Below are 14,929 nucleotides of genomic sequence, written 5' to 3' on the forward strand. Positions count from 1 at the left end.
CGACCCCTTCCTATTAAATCCGATACTCTATCTATTCTACGAGATTTCTTTATCTGCCTCCATTTTTCTTTTTTCTTCTTTTTTACCTGTTAGTCCAATAAGTAATATGTATAACACAAGACCAACACCTAGTCCCCAAGCCGCACCGAGAAAGGCCGTTACCATCCCAATAATTAGAATCATTCCACCTGTAGTTTGATCTTCTACCATTGACATTGCCACATAAGCACATGCAAACCCTGTGAGTAGAAGCGCAACAGATAAGGCAACAGGAAATAATGGCGTAATAATTGAAATTACAGGTAAGAGGAACCCAAGCGGAATCGCCAAAATATAAAAATTCATTGGCCCCGCGAATATCGTATCCATAATCTTGCGACCTTGTTTGTATCGTTCAATAATAAACACTTGAACGCCTACCCAAATGGGACCGTGCATCCATAGCATTGGCCCAACAGTTATGACTTGTAAAAAATTTCTAGCTGCTAGTGCATAGTGACTTCTCGTCGCATTTACGTCAATTTTTTCGTCCTTCCGAATTTGGTCAGCTCCTTTCATTAACGTATCACCGATTAAAAGATCACTAAAAGCCAAAATATAGATTAAGATAGCAAGTGGTAAGACAGAAAGAAAGACTCCCCATGATGGTACCCCAATTGACCAAATTGATAAAGTGCTGAATGTCTCAGCAATTGGCGGAATAAAGAATCCCCACGTCAATGAAAACGAAAGTTCCCCTGTAAGAAGACCAACGCCTGTTGCGAACACAAGCCCTACTAACATCGCATTCCCTGCAACAAAGATTTTAAGTTTTGTACTAGATAATTGTTTAAAAGGTAGAGAATATAAGAGAAATAATGTAATCGCCCAAGCTGTTACTAATGTAAAAGGCATCGTTGGAAGTCGATCTAACTCCGTTCGGAATGCAGCAACTGCACCGCCCATAATGATCCCTGCTTTTAACACATTCGGGACGAGCTGATTAAATTTCAACCCAAGGCCTGTCGCTCCAAAAAATAAAAAGATCAGTGCGCACATTAGATAGAGTGCTGTCAAGGCATGTATGACTTCTACGCCAGGCGTGAGTGTTCCTACAAAGGCAAGTGTGATTGGCAAAGCTGGCGTTATCGCTCCTGCCGCATATACATCTCCAAAGAAAATCGTTTGTGCGACAACAAAGAACAAGAAAATTAAACCGAGTGTCCATGCAACTTCAAATGACACATCAAAATATTGCATCACAAGTGGTGTGACAGAACCACTTGTCGCAAGAAGAAGCAGCCCTCCTTGGAATAGTTGACTTGGCGTCCAACCAATATGCACCCCAGGAATTCTCATTGTAAATGGTCCCCATTTGATTCCGGGATGAATTGCACCATATTCTCTTTTTTTAGCCATGAAAGCCTCCTTGTTTGGATTCTTTTAGTCCAAGAGCGACATGTTTTCTTGCATGACAGTCTTCGCTTCTGTAATCATGGTGTCTAATAAATCTTTTACAGTTGGTAAATCGTTAATGAGACCAGCCACTTGCCCTCCGTTCATAAAGCCTTCCTCGTCATTGCCGTCAATTGCCCCTTTTTGGTGAGCATCCTCTGATGTAAGGGTTTGATATTCATCGGGGCTATAACCTCGTTCATGCTTGTGTATATGTTCTGTATAAACTCCTTTTAATACCCGTCTTACTTGACCATGCGCTCGCCCTAAAACGAGCGTGGATTGATCTGTGGCGTTAAGAAGTTTTTCTTTATAACGCTGGCTGTAAGGTGCATCCTGTGTGGCAATAAAGCGCGTTCCCATCTGAACTCCGCTCGCTCCTAACATCAATACAGCCGCTAACCCTTTTCCGTCCCCAATGCCTCCTGCTGCTACAACAGGAATGTGAACATGTGAAACGAGTTGCGGGATTAATGTAAGCGTTGTCATTTCTTGCATGGCGTTAATGCCTGCCGCTTCAAACCCTTCAGCTACAAGAAGATCTGCACCGGCTTCTTCTGCTTTTCTTCCTTGCTTAACTGTCGCAACCACACATATTACGGTAATTCCATGCTGTTTTAACCGTGAAATAAAGGGTTGAGGATTGCCCGCAGATAATGAGACAACGGGTATCCTCTCGTTTATTGCCAATTCAATTAATTCTTCTCGGTATTCGTTAACAGCAAGCGGTATATTTAGCGCAATTGGCTTTGTTGTTCGCTTTCTCGTCTCTACAATTTTTTCATTTACTTGTATGGCGGAAAGTGTGCCGCAACCAATTGTGCCTAGCCCACCAGCTTCAGAAACGGCTGCCACGAGAATGGGATCACTAATGTTTCCCATTCCCCCTTGAATGATCGGGTACTTTATGTTTAATAATCGGGTTACCATTTCTGCCCTCCTATTCTTCTACAATCAGTGGATGACTATGAGCATCATAGCCAGATTCTTTAAAAGCTAAGTCATTATCTTCTTCAAACACGGCTTCAAAAAAACGACTCGCTGGCTCTGCTAACAAGCGATAGTACTGCCCAAAAAGGAGTTTCGCCTCTCGTCCATTCCAATTCGGCGGCAATAAATCCTTTGGAAGACCCGGGTCAATGAATAAAAACTTTCTGTATTCATGAACGAGATTGGTTCGCACAACAAAACAATCTGCGTCTGACAGTACGTTTTGTTTAATTGCAGCTTGATGAGCAATGAACGAACGTGAATATTGTGCTACAAATGCTTCATATTTTTGCTCAATCTCTGTAAGCTGCCAACTTTTTTCAACGAGGTTTAGATTATCTTCGCTCTTGTAAACCGCCTCAAAAAAGTCGACATACTCTTTAATATCGTACTTATCAATTAGCGCCTGCACACGTTCTTCTAACGGGTTGGGAGAGATCCAACAAGATGCTGAAAAGCTTCCAAACCCACTCCATAACAGTTCTTTCCTTAACTCATCACGGATTTGACGTTGATCTTCTGGAATTTTATAAAGCAACATCCGCCACTTCCCATCCCAGGCATGATCTTCAAATTTAAAAATCCGATCCCCTGCCTCATCCATGCGAGCCACTCCACGAGCTGTCAATGAATAAAAGCTTTTTGTGCCTTTTCGCTCTGACAACAACCACCCTTGTTTAACCATACGTGATACAGCAACGCGGACGGCCTGTTCATTATGTCCAAATTCTTTTAATAGCTTAATTAAACTTCCAATCCAAATTTTGCTTCCATAATGGCGAATATAGTCTCCATAGATTGTAAAAATCATAGATTGTGTATTTGCACTCATATCCTTCACTCTCTCTAACAGATTTAAAACGGAACCTTAAGATCGATTATATCGCTTATGGAGGATTTGGAAAAGTTTTGATTTTGACACAATCAGAATCGTGTTATTCCTCTTCTACTCGTTCAAAAATAGCTGCAATCCCTTGACCGACACCAATACACATCGTAGCTAATCCATATTGAGCATGTGAACGCTTCATTTCATGTACTAAAGTCGTCACAATCCGTGCTCCACTTGCTCCAAGCGGGTGACCGAACGCAATGGCGCCACCATTCACATTCACCTTAGTAGAATCAAGTTTTAGACCATCTATACAAGCTAGTGCTTGTGCCGCAAAGGCTTCATTGAGCTCAACGACATCGAGGTCCTTTACCGTTAAATCCGCTCGGGACAAAGCTTTTTCAGTTGCTGTTATTGGTCCAATACCCATAATCGCTGGCTCTACACCTGCCACACCGCTACTTTTATAGCGCGCAAGTGGTTTTAACCCTAATTCTTTAGCCTTCGCAGCGGACATTAATAGGACCGCACTTGCTCCATCATTCACACCAGAAGCGTTACCAGCCGTAACCGTTCCATTTGGAAAGAGTGGCTTTAAGCTTTGTAGCTTCTCCATGCTTGATTGTGGACGTGGGTGCTCATCTTGATCAATCGTGATGGTATTCCCTTTTTTGTCTTTATATGACACAGGAATTAGTTCATCTGCAAACCGATTCGATTCCATTGCTTGGTGAGCGCGTTGTTGACTCGTATAAGCAAACTGATCTTGTCTTTCTCTGGAAATGGTAAACCGTTCGGCTACATTGTCCGCTGTTTTCGGCATAGAATCTGCGCCGTATTTTTCTTCTAGAGCTGAGTTCGTAAAGCGCCAGCCAATCGTTGTATCTAGCAACTCCATCGACCCTCTTGGATAGTCCATTTCCGGCTTTGCCATCACGTAAGGTGCTCTTGTCATGCTTTCGGTTCCACCAGCAATAAAGACGTCCCCATCACCAACAGCGATACATCTCGCTGCATACAAAATAGCATCGAGGCCAGATCCGCATAAGCGATTAATCGTTGTGCCAGCAACTTCTTGCGGCAAACCAGCAAGTAGCGCAGACATTCTAGCTACATTTCGATTTTCCTCTCCAGCACCGTTGGCATTGCCCATTACCACTTCTTCAATCAAATCTGGCTGCACCAGCGGGTTTCGTTCTATAAGTGCTTTAATAACAGTCGCCGCCAAGTCGTCAGGACGAACGGTTTTCAACCCACCTTTATAGCGACCAATTGGCGTTCGAGCTGCATCCACAATGACCACTTCATTCATGTCGTCACCTCATTTTTTGTATAATCAAACACACCTTTTCCTGATTTTCTACCGAGCCTTCCTGCTTGCACATATTGTTCGAGTAACGGTGCAGGTCGATATTTTTCACCGAGTTTTTCGTGCAAATACTTTAAGTTATTTAGTCGAGTGTCGAGTCCGACAAGATCCCCTAATTCAAACGGCCCCATCGGATAATTCAGGCCTAATTTGATCGCTTTATCAATTTCTTCAGGTGTACCTAAGCCTTCTTGCAACATAAAAAATGCTTCATTTCCAACAAGCGCACTCATTCGACTCGTCACAAAGCCAGGAAATTCATTAATTACAACCGTCTCTTTACCCATCTTATCAGCAATTTGTTTAACAGCCGCCACGGTTTCATCACTCGTTTCCAGTCCGCGTACAATTTCGACGAGCTTCATTTGATGTACTGGATTAAAAAAATGCATCGCAATCGTTTTTTCTGCTCGCTTGCCGTAAGAGCCTATTTCTGTTGGACTCATTGTGGATGTATTTGTGGCAAATAAGCAGTCCGAGCGCGTAAACTGCTCCATCTGCTCAAACACTTTTTGCTTACTATTCCTTATTTCTGGGACGGCTTCAATGACCACATCTACATCCGATACGGCGGGTTCAACGAAAGAATAAAACTGAAGCCCGTTCAGAATCAAATCTTTCTCATGTTCTGTAATCTTTCCACGATCAAGTCCTTTTTGAACAAGCGTCTGAATGGACGATTTTGCCTGAGCAAGCGCTTGATCATCAATGTCTACCAAGTTGGTTTGAAAACCAGCCCTGGCCGCAACATAAGCAATACCTCTGCCCATCACACCTGAACCAATGACTGCTATTGACTGCATGAAAAACGCTCTCCTTTCTTCTCTCGTGCAAAACTTAATAACCGTTAAACATTGGTTTGCGCTTTTCTTTGAATGCCTGAATACCTTCTAGATGATCGTTCGTTTCACCTGCTAGCCGTTGTAATTGTGCTTCCATTTCCAAATAATCATTTAATTCGCCATCCGTTTTGTTTAACCCACGTTTAATGAAAGCCAACCCTTTTGTAGGGAGCGTTGCAACATGCTTTGCAAAAGCGAGTGCCTCGTTTTGATAGTCTTCAGCTTGGTAGACTCTCGTAGCGAGATTCAACCGTTCCGCTTCTTTCGCTGAGACTTTTTCACCGAGCATCGCAAGCTCAATCGTTTTTGCTTCACCAATGAGTCGACGTAAGAAGTAAAGATTGCCAGAATCAGGGACGAGGCCGACATGAATAAACGCATTGATAAAGCTCGCTTTTTCATGCAATAAACGAAAATCACACGCTAGTGCAAGACTAAAGCCTGCACCTGCGGCAACACCATTTACATTTGCAATGAGCGGTTTTTCACTTGCTTTCATTTGCTGAATAACAGGTGCATAAAACTGACGAAGCATCTCACCATGATCAGCACCCTCGCTTACATCATGTAGATCCTGACCCGAGCAAAATGCGTTCCCAGCTCCTGTTAACACCACACAGCGGACGCTCGCTGATTTCTCCGCTACGCTTAGCTGTTTCTTTAACTGCTGCAACATGGAGCTTGTTAATGCGTTATACGCTGTTGGTCGATTGAGTGTAATAATTCCTAGCCCGTCTCGCTCCTCATAAAGAATCTCGCTCATCGTTATCTCCCTTCATACTTCGGGTTCCGTTTTTCAACAAACGCTTCCATTCCCTCTTTTTGATCATAGGAGGCAAACAGAAGATAGAAATTCTTTCGTTCCTGTTGCATACCGTCATAGACCGATGCATGCTGAGCGACTTGAACCGCATCCTTAATCAAACGAAGTGAGAGCGCAGGCTGTGTCGCTAAACGCTCAGCAAAACGAATGGCTTCCTCTTCTAGTAATTCCGGTTGCACAATTTTATTAATTATGCCGTACTGCAATGCTTCTTTAGCGGAAATGCGGTCTCCAGTTAACAACCATTCGAGTGCTTTTGTCTTGCCAACGAGTTTCGTTAAGCGTTGTGTTCCGCCAGCACCAGGCATAACGCCAATGGTTACTTCCGGAAAAGCAAACATTGTTTTTTCCGTTGCTAAGACAAGGTCACAGCTTAATACAAGCTCAAATCCTCCACCTAACGCGACTCCTTGAACGGCACTTAGGATCGGCTTTTTAATCATCCCGATCCGATCCCAGTCCGCAAATTGATTCAAGCGCTCCAGGTCGACAGGCGATAGATCTTTCATCTCATCAATATCTGCTCCAGCGCTAAACGCTTTCCCTTTGCCCGTTATGAGAATGACGTTCACCTCGTCATTTCGATCATGCCCTTCTAACGCTGTAACAATTTCGTTGACCATTTGCCGGTTGAGTGCATTTAATTGGTCTGGTCGATTTAGTTCAATTCGCCCGATTCGGCTTTGAACGCTTGTTTTGATAAAAGTGAAGGACACAATTACTCATCCTCAGCAATCATTAACGTCACAAGTTTTCCAGCAAACGACATTAAATCTTTTCCAGACGCTTTTCCTTCGTCTGAACGCATACCACTCTTGAGATCCTCCATGCTGTCGTACTTCATCTCACACATTAAATAATACGGAGATGCATCTCCCATTGGTGTGCCGCTAAACGTCGTCACGTTCATTTCCTTTAGTCCAGGAATTTTTTCTGTTAACGGGGCGTGCACATTGAAATAATGCTCGTCAAATGCTTGTTTGTCCTCGGGTTGTTTGTATAACGCTACTAATTTTGCCATGTGTACATCTCTCCTCTAATTTGGTTATAGTGTGGATACTGGTTTCATTGCTTCAAAAGGATTCTTACATGATTTGCAATAGAGAATACTTCGACACGCAGTTGGACCAAATAAATTATCCAGCGTGACATAGGTTGATGAACAGTACGGACAATCAATGTGCCATGACCCATCAGCCTCTAAAAATTCTGGCGGTGGGGCAATTCCGAATGCTTTCAATCCTTGTTGACCCTTTTCATTAATTCGATCGGATGTCCAAGGGGGAGAATGGACGAACGAGACATTCACCGTCTCAATACTTGGAATGCTTAACAACGCCTGCTTAATATTCTTTTGAATAATAGGTAACGCTGGGCATCCTAAGAAGGTTGGTAAGATGTCAATGTCAATCGTTGCGCCCGCTCGATTTAGACGCTCCACCATCCCTAAATCGATAATGCTAACCGTATCAATCTCTGGATCTTTGACGGTTTCAAGTTGTTCCATAATGAGTTCAAAATCGACTATATTTGTTTCGGTGTAGGTCATGGCGCATCTCCTTTCTACTTTTTCTTTACCAGCTTGCAACTGGGTCTGCTCGATATACTTCAGATAAAGTAGCAATGGCTTCTTCTAAATCTGCTGTATGCTCCTTGTTCCGTCCATTTCGCTGTTGCTCATACTGCAAAAGACGACTTGATAAACCGAGTGACTCGACGATTGGTTTCATAATGTCCATCCAACGCGTTTCCACTTCGCTCGCAGGTGCAATATACGCTTTGGTTTCGATTTCTTTAGCCAAATGACCATAATCAATTAAGTCGCCAAAATCTTGCATGACCGCTTCAATCGCACGAATCATCTTTTCCTTGGCTTCTTCGGTTGACTGCAGCAACTGAACAAACCATGTACGCCAATGCATAAGGTGATAATGGAGCTCCATGTTCACTTTTTTTGCAACATCCACAAGTGGTTCATACGAACTTTTTTGCAGCGCATCCATTTTTAATTTTTTTGCCAACGTATAGAAATAGTTGCGGACAACCGTATACGCCCAATCAAACGTTGGTGTGCCCATATAGGATCCTTCGCCGTTAACCCGCTCTACCAACACACTATTGCGTCTTTCTTTAGCCGATCTGCCATGAGCGAGCACATTTGCTTCTTCAAGCCCTAATGACTCTGCTAATTCATAGAACATCACCGCATGGCCCATACTATTTTGGCTGATCGATGCAGATGCCACATCTTCTTCAATATGAGGAGCGAGACCGAGCCACTCTGCCCCTCGAAACGCGTAAATAAAATCATCATCTCCAAGTTGAAGCAACAGCTCAACTAACGCTTCTCTTTCCATATCTGTCATTCCAACTACGTTCATTTCTTCTCCCCTCCTTGCCAAGACATAATTTCTTTTTCGTCTAATACTCCTTGCTCATACTGACGCCACTTCTTTTTCAAGTACCCATACCCTTTTGTATTGCGATAATCTTTATTGTCCAGTCTTTGAAGGCTTGCTTTCTCCCCTTCCGATAATCCGCGAATATCCGCTCGCTCAATGACCCAAATATCGGCAACTGGTTCTCTTCTCATAAAATTTTCCTGTGCCATCACAAGGGCCAATTCCTTATTAGGCGCAGTTAAACTAAATTGATGGGTAAATGGCGATGCATCATTCCTTTTACTAAACACTTCAAATTCTTTATAGAACCCTTGATCACTCATTTAACCGACCTCCTATTGAGCTAGCGCACGCCTAACCCACGCATTATTGTCATATGATACTCTTCTTAAATTCAGCCGTTCTTGCGAAAATGGTCCTTCATTGCGCGTAATTTTCTTAAACTCATTCCAGTCTGGTTGCTGATAAGACCATGTTTTCGTTTCTTCATTAAAAGAAAGCGTTGGATCTGGAATGGTTAACCCTAATGACCATACGCGCGGAATATATTTAGACAAGAATCGCTGCCGAAGCTGTTCATTTGTATCCGTTCGAATCTTGTATTTAATCGTGACATCTTGTTTTGAAGAGCCTGTCGTTTCTTTACTTGCTGGACCGAAAAACATGAGCAACGGCTCCCACCAGCGATTCAACGCTTCTTGAATCATTTCGCGCTGATTCTCGTTTCCTTCTGCCAACGCCATAATAATTGCCTCTCCATGTTGAGCGTGAAACACTTCTTCTGCACATATTCGCTTTAATGCACGGGCATAAGGCCCGTAGGATGCACCAAGCATGTTCGTCTGTGTAATAATCGCTGCACCATCGACTAACCAGCCGATAATTCCCGCGTCTGCCCAGGTTTTTGTCTTCATATGAAACACGTTGTGAAATTTCAGCTTCCCAGTAAAGAGGTCCTGCATCATATCAGCGCGATTGCGTCCATATGGCTTCATTAAATCTTCCACTACCCGAATTAACAGCTGACCGTGACCCATTTCATCTTGGACTTTCGCCATAATTCCGAGTTTTCTGTGTAAAGAAGGGGCCCGTGGAACCCATTCTTTTTCTGGGAGTGCCCCCATGATCTCACTAATCCCGTGCATCGAGATTAACTTTATTAACGTTAAACGATATTCTTCAGGCATCCAGTCATCTGCTTCAATTTTTTCTCCTGCTTCTATCCGGTTCATGAACATTGCCATTCGCTCATCTTCTGTCATATAATCAGTCGTCACATACATGTTCGTCACCCTTTCTACTAAAAAAGTCTATGATTGTTGGTCGACCAAAATTGGTTCAGCTGCTACTTTTATGGAGCCAGTCGGACACTCTTCACAAGCATCGTCTACATCATCATGGAACACGTCAGGTACTTCGGCAGATCCCTCATTGTTATCAAGGTGAACATAGGCTAAACCTGAATCATCATACTCAAATACGTCAGGTGCAATCGCTCCACAAGACCCACATGAAATACATGTTTCTTGGTTCACACATACAAATTTCGCCATCGTGTACACTCCTTTTTTCACTCATGATTGAACGGGCGCTTTCTTCTCTTCTGTTCCCATAATACTGGTGCTATGCGGGGGCTGAACTCTCGCCTTCGGATCAATATAGACTTTTGCATTGCTGACAGCAGTCGGAGCCTCACCAAAACCACTTGCGATTAATTTTACTTTTCCATCAAATGTACAAATGTCACCAGCTGCATAGATTCCAGGTATCGATGTTTCTTGTTTTGCATTCACGACGATAGCGTTCTTTTCAATGTTCAGTCCCCAATGTTTAATTGGACCAAGCGTCGACACAAACCCGTAGTTCACAATGACATCGTCAACTTCAACTGCTAGCACGTCTTCTGTTTTAACATGTTGAAGTACGACACGCTCGACTCTGTCAGATCCAATTAATTCAACCGGCGCATAAGGTGTCAGCGTTTCTACTGATGATTTCTTTAGTAGCTCAACACTATGTTCATGCGCACGAAATGCATCACGTCGATGGATGAGCTTTACGCTTTTAGCAATTGGTTCAAGCATAAGCGCCCAGTCTACAGCTGAATCGCCACCACCAAAAACGGCCACATCTTTATTTGTAAACATGTTCATATCCGGAACGAAATAATGAATGTTTGTTCCCTTAAATGAATCTTCTCGGTCGACTTTCATTTTCCTTGGTTGGAAGGCGCCATTTCCCGCTGTAATTAAAATGGTCTTTCCTACGTGAGTCGTTTGATTTGTTGTAATGTTGAAAAGACCATCCTCATCTTTTTCCACATCTGTTACTTCCTCTTCTAAGCAGACAATCGGTTGAAATGGATTCATTTGTTCAACCAGACCATCTATTAGCAGTTGGGCACGAACTTTCGGGAAGCCAGCCACATCATAAATATATTTTTCAGGATAAAGGGCACTTAGCTGTCCACCTAATTGAGGTAAACTTTCGATAATTTTTACGGACATTCCTCGCATTCCTGCATAAAAAGCAGCAAATAAACCAACCGGTCCTCCACCAATTACGATTATATCGACAGACTCCTTACTCATTTGACTACACCCTTCTGCTGTTTGTGACGGTGGTCGATAATACGAATCGCTTTCCCTTCTGACCGTGGAATCCCACCTGGTTTTTCTAATACGATTTCAACAGAAATTAGACAGGCGGATTTAAGCTGCTTCGCGATGGTTCTTTTCAACATGTACACTTGTTCATGCAGGAGATCCCCATTAACTTGCTGATAAAAATGGTCACACACTTCAACATGCACCCGCGCCGCTTCCATTGAACCTTGTTGCAAACGATGGATTTGATAATGCGGTACAAGTTCTTCCACCTCTAACAGCACACGCTCCATTTCAGATGGAAATACATTTACACCTCTTATGATGAACATATCGTCTGTTCGTCCTTTAACTCTTGTCATCCGAGCCGTCGTTCGTCCACATGAACATGGTGCGGTGGTAAGTGCGGCAATGTCACCTGTGCGGTAACGGATAATCGGGAGGGCTTCTTTTGTTAAGCTTGTAAAAACAAGTTCGCCAAATGTTCCTTCTTCTACTGGCTCTAATGTTTCTGGATTGATCACCTCTACGAGAAAATGGTCTTCTGCGATATGTAGTCCGTTCTGTGCTTCATGGCATTCCGCCGATACACCTGGACCAAGCACCTCGCTTAAGCCATAAATATCGATTGCTTTTATCCCAAGCTTCTGTTCCAGCTTTGACCGCATTTCTTCTGACCACGGTTCAGCTCCAAAAATGCCGTATTTCAATCCGATTGAAGCAGGAGAACAGCCCATTTGCTCCATTTTTTCTATTAGACTAATCATATAAGATGGCGTCGCACAAATGCCATCTGGTTGTAAGTCTTGGAGTAAAAGGATTTGCCGCTCTGTATTTCCGCCCGATACTGGAATAGCCGCTGCGCCTAACGTTTCAATTCCTCCGTGTAGCCCTAAACCACCAGTAAACAAACCGTATCCATAAGCATTATGAATGAGGTCATTCTCGCTTCCTCCTGCTAATACAATTGCGCGTGCAGTCATCTCTCCCCAATGCGTTAGATCATTTTTTGTGTATCCAACAATTGTTGGTTTTCCACTTGTGCCAGATGAAGCGTGAATTCTGGCTAGCTTCTGTTTCGGAACAGCAAGTAAGCCAAATGGATAATGGTCGCGTAAATCTTGTTTGTTTGTAAACGGTAATGTTGTAATGTCTGAGATGGATTGAATGTCATGAGGTTGAACTCCAGCTTCTACGAATTTGTCCCGGTAAAAAGGCACGTGTTTATACACAGAATCAACCGTTCGGATTAGACGCTCCGATTGCGACTTGTGCAGCTCTTCTCGACTAGTAGCTTCAACATGAGGACTAAACACTCGATTTCATCTCCTCGCATTTTTATTTAACATTTTTAAAACGGAATTTATTTATATGTTATATTCAAAAACATACCACTTTATGAAAGCGCTGTCAAACAACTTATCAGAATTTTTCATTCTTGTTATTTAAATTAATTTTATAACCTCTTAATTGTCTTATCTATGAGGATTCACCTCAATTTTCCAACTAATCGATTTAAATATATAAAATTCCCCTCTAATTTTTCGATTACTAACGTATTTAACTGTACCGTTTATATTTTGTTAGTATTAACAATAAAAAAGACTTGAGCACGATCACTCAAGCCTTCTGATCTACTGTATAATGCAATTCTACAAATTGATTAAATGTATCAACATGATGTAACGTTAAATCAATTTGATTAACCCCTTCTCGAAATAAGGGAATGCCACTTCCAATTATCTTGGGAGCAACCGTAACAATGATCTCGTCAACAAGGTTTTCCTTCAGACAGAAAGAAAGGAGCTCTCCTCCACCAATTAACCAAATTGCTTTTCCATCTTGTTGTTTTAAATTAGATATAAAAAAGCGGGTGTGGTTCGTTATAAACTGAGCCGAGTGATGAGCGCTCCCTTTAGAACGTGTAAACACATAACTCGATTTATCCTGGTATGGATAGTCATCTGTTTCTCTATTTACCCAATCAAATGTACGCCGTCCCATCAGCACAGTATCAACCTTTTCATAAAAACGCGAGAATCCATTATCATCCTCTCCTTCCACTTCAAATAGCCAGTCAAGGTTCTCTTCCTTTGTCGCAATGTAGCCATCAAGACTTGTCGCTATAAACAAAATGAGCTTTCGCTTCTCCATTTTTATCGCTCCTTTCGTCTATAGTTTAGCCAAAGAACCTGACAACTACTGTCACAAAAGAGCGCTCGTTTGTTAGATAGCCAGTCAAATTCGTTCACTTCTCAGTTAAATAATTCCTTGAGCCACCATCACATCTGCCACTTTTTTAAATGCAGCAATATTGGCACCTGATATCAAGTCACCCTCTACGTCATATTCTTTGGCGGCTGAAGCGCTTTTTTTATAAATATCCTCCATAATGTCTTTTAACATGCCATCAATTTCGTCAAAGCTCCAGTACACTCGTGAACTATTTTGCGCCATTTCTAAAGCAGACACAGCAACGCCACCTGCATTTGCGGCTTTACCCGGCCCAAACCGCACATCATTTTTCTGTAAGTAATGAATCGCATCCTCTGTGCAAGGCATGTTCGCTCCTTCAACAACTGCAGTAACACCATTCTCGACGAGTTGTTTGGCATCGTCTTCATCTAATTCATTTTGTGTCGCGCAAGGAAAGGCAAGATCACACTTCACTTCCCACATACGCCCTTCTTCATGGAACGTTGCGTTTTCATCGTAATCTAAATACGAAGAAATTTGTTTCCGCTCTTCTTCTTTTATTTGTTTAATGGTGCTAACATCTAAGCCATCTTCATTAAAAATATAGCCACTTGAATCACTACACGCCACAACCGTCGCACCTAACTCCACAGCTTTTTCCATTGCATAAAGCGATACTTTTCCGGCACCTGATACAATCACTTTTTTTCCTTCTAAATCACTTTCCTCATGTTTTAGCATCTGTTCGGCAAAATATACAGCTCCATATCCAGTTGATTCAGTTCGCATTAAACTCCCGCCGACATCGATCCCTTTTCCAGTGAATGCGCCTTTTTCAAAAGCACCACGTAACCGTTTGTATTGACCGACCATAAAATCAATTTCGCGCCCTCCAACACCGATATCTCCAGCAGGCACATCTACATTTGGACCAATGTATTTAGAGAGTTCATTCATGAAGCTTTGGGTAAACCGCATAATTTCCATATCTGATTTTCCTTTAGGATCGAAATCTGCACCACCCTTTCCTCCACCAATCGCTTGATCCGTTAACGCATTTTTAAAAATTTGATCAAACCCGAGGAATTTCACAATACTTTCATTCACAGAAGGATCAAACCGCAAGCCTCCTTTATAAGGACCAATCGCATTATTAAACTGAACGCGAAAACCTCGGTTTACATGAACCACACCCTCATCGTCACTCCAAGCGACTCGGAAGGTAATCATGCGATCAGGTTCAACCATGCGCTCTAAGATCGCATAATCCATGTAGTGAGGTGCTCGTTCAAATAACGGAATTAATGAATGCGCCATTTCTTGCACCGATTGATAAAATTCAGGTTGATTTGGATTTTTCTCCTTCACCTGCTCGATCACATCGTTCACGTAAGATTCTGCCTTTTTCTGTTCCATTGTCGTCACGTTTCGTCCT

General features: G+C 42.6%; 17 protein-coding genes. All 17 read right to left on the reverse strand.

Going from position 1 to position 14,929, the window contains the following annotated elements; all coding sequences use genetic code 11:
- Positions 1-36 precede the first annotated feature (36 nt).
- The 17 genes from ACE1TH_RS10010 to gdhA all read right to left on the reverse strand — a co-directional run bounded on the left by ACE1TH_RS10010 (position 37) and on the right by gdhA (position 14,910).
- Positions 37-1,398, reverse strand: a complete 1,362-nt coding sequence (locus ACE1TH_RS10010; protein WP_375078882.1) for a hypothetical protein — start codon at positions 1,396-1,398, stop codon at positions 37-39.
- A gap of 24 nt (positions 1,399-1,422) precedes the next feature.
- Positions 1,423-2,364 carry an NAD(P)H-dependent flavin oxidoreductase gene (locus tag ACE1TH_RS10015; RefSeq protein ID WP_375078883.1) on the reverse strand — a complete coding sequence of 314 codons (942 nt, stop codon included), beginning with the start codon at positions 2,362-2,364 and terminating at the stop codon, positions 1,423-1,425.
- A gap of 10 nt (positions 2,365-2,374) precedes the next feature.
- Positions 2,375-3,256 (reverse strand): phenylacetic acid degradation operon negative regulatory protein PaaX, encoded by an 882-nt coding sequence (gene paaX, locus ACE1TH_RS10020; RefSeq protein WP_255224771.1) that lies wholly within the window; start codon positions 3,254-3,256, stop codon positions 2,375-2,377.
- Between the two features lie 103 nt (positions 3,257-3,359).
- Positions 3,360-4,568 (reverse strand): thiolase family protein, encoded by a 1,209-nt coding sequence (locus ACE1TH_RS10025; RefSeq protein ID WP_099302307.1) that lies wholly within the window; start codon positions 4,566-4,568, stop codon positions 3,360-3,362.
- Positions 4,565-5,428 carry a 3-hydroxyacyl-CoA dehydrogenase gene (locus ACE1TH_RS10030; protein ID WP_099302308.1) on the reverse strand — a complete coding sequence of 288 codons (864 nt, stop codon included), beginning with the start codon at positions 5,426-5,428 and terminating at the stop codon, positions 4,565-4,567. Before ACE1TH_RS10030 ends, ACE1TH_RS10025 begins: the two co-directional genes overlap by 4 nt.
- A gap of 34 nt (positions 5,429-5,462) precedes the next feature.
- Positions 5,463-6,230: an enoyl-CoA hydratase-related protein gene (locus ACE1TH_RS10035; RefSeq protein WP_375078884.1), complete on the reverse strand. Its 768-nt coding sequence runs from the start codon at positions 6,228-6,230 to the stop codon at positions 5,463-5,465.
- A 2-nt stretch (positions 6,231-6,232) separates the two neighbouring features.
- On the reverse strand, positions 6,233-7,009 hold the full coding sequence (locus ACE1TH_RS10040; RefSeq protein WP_375079279.1) for an enoyl-CoA hydratase/isomerase family protein: 777 nt from the start codon (positions 7,007-7,009) through the stop codon (positions 6,233-6,235).
- On the reverse strand, positions 7,009-7,311 hold the full coding sequence (locus ACE1TH_RS10045) for an EthD family reductase (RefSeq protein WP_099302311.1): 303 nt from the start codon (positions 7,309-7,311) through the stop codon (positions 7,009-7,011). The genes ACE1TH_RS10040 and ACE1TH_RS10045 overlap by 1 nt, the downstream gene beginning before the upstream one ends.
- Before the next feature lie 24 nt (positions 7,312-7,335).
- Positions 7,336-7,839, reverse strand: a complete 504-nt coding sequence (gene paaD / locus ACE1TH_RS10050) for a 1,2-phenylacetyl-CoA epoxidase subunit PaaD (RefSeq protein WP_099302312.1) — start codon at positions 7,837-7,839, stop codon at positions 7,336-7,338.
- 25 nt (positions 7,840-7,864) lie between these two features.
- Positions 7,865-8,671, reverse strand: a complete 807-nt coding sequence (gene paaC / locus ACE1TH_RS10055) for a 1,2-phenylacetyl-CoA epoxidase subunit PaaC (protein ID WP_375078885.1) — start codon at positions 8,669-8,671, stop codon at positions 7,865-7,867.
- Complete coding sequence (gene paaB, locus ACE1TH_RS10060; RefSeq protein WP_099302313.1) at positions 8,668-9,015, reverse strand: 1,2-phenylacetyl-CoA epoxidase subunit PaaB; 348 nt, start codon at positions 9,013-9,015, stop codon at positions 8,668-8,670. The genes paaC and paaB overlap by 4 nt, the downstream gene beginning before the upstream one ends.
- 12 nt (positions 9,016-9,027) lie before the next feature.
- Entirely contained in the window at positions 9,028-9,975 is a 948-nt protein-coding gene (gene paaA / locus ACE1TH_RS10065) for a 1,2-phenylacetyl-CoA epoxidase subunit PaaA (protein ID WP_375078886.1), read from the reverse strand.
- A gap of 27 nt (positions 9,976-10,002) precedes the next feature.
- Positions 10,003-10,245, reverse strand: a complete 243-nt coding sequence (locus tag ACE1TH_RS10070) for a ferredoxin (RefSeq protein WP_099302315.1) — start codon at positions 10,243-10,245, stop codon at positions 10,003-10,005.
- 21 nt (positions 10,246-10,266) lie between these two features.
- The gene (locus ACE1TH_RS10075; RefSeq protein WP_099302316.1) at positions 10,267-11,283 is read right to left on the reverse strand and encodes an NAD(P)/FAD-dependent oxidoreductase; all 1,017 of its coding nucleotides are present in this window, start codon (positions 11,281-11,283) and stop codon (positions 10,267-10,269) included.
- The gene (locus tag ACE1TH_RS10080; RefSeq protein WP_099302317.1) at positions 11,280-12,614 is read right to left on the reverse strand and encodes a phenylacetate--CoA ligase family protein; all 1,335 of its coding nucleotides are present in this window, start codon (positions 12,612-12,614) and stop codon (positions 11,280-11,282) included. The genes ACE1TH_RS10075 and ACE1TH_RS10080 overlap by 4 nt, the downstream gene beginning before the upstream one ends.
- Before the next feature lie 304 nt (positions 12,615-12,918).
- The gene (locus ACE1TH_RS10085; RefSeq protein ID WP_375078887.1) at positions 12,919-13,452 is read right to left on the reverse strand and encodes a dihydrofolate reductase family protein; all 534 of its coding nucleotides are present in this window, start codon (positions 13,450-13,452) and stop codon (positions 12,919-12,921) included.
- 105 nt (positions 13,453-13,557) lie between these two features.
- Positions 13,558-14,910 (reverse strand): NADP-specific glutamate dehydrogenase, encoded by a 1,353-nt coding sequence (gdhA, locus tag ACE1TH_RS10090; RefSeq protein ID WP_099303415.1) that lies wholly within the window; start codon positions 14,908-14,910, stop codon positions 13,558-13,560.
- Between the last annotated feature and the right edge of the window lie 19 nt (positions 14,911-14,929).

The sequence above is a fragment of the Shouchella sp. JSM 1781072 genome, assembly GCF_041949915.1.
Taxonomy (GTDB): Bacteria; Bacillota; Bacilli; order Bacillales; family Bacillaceae_D; genus Shouchella.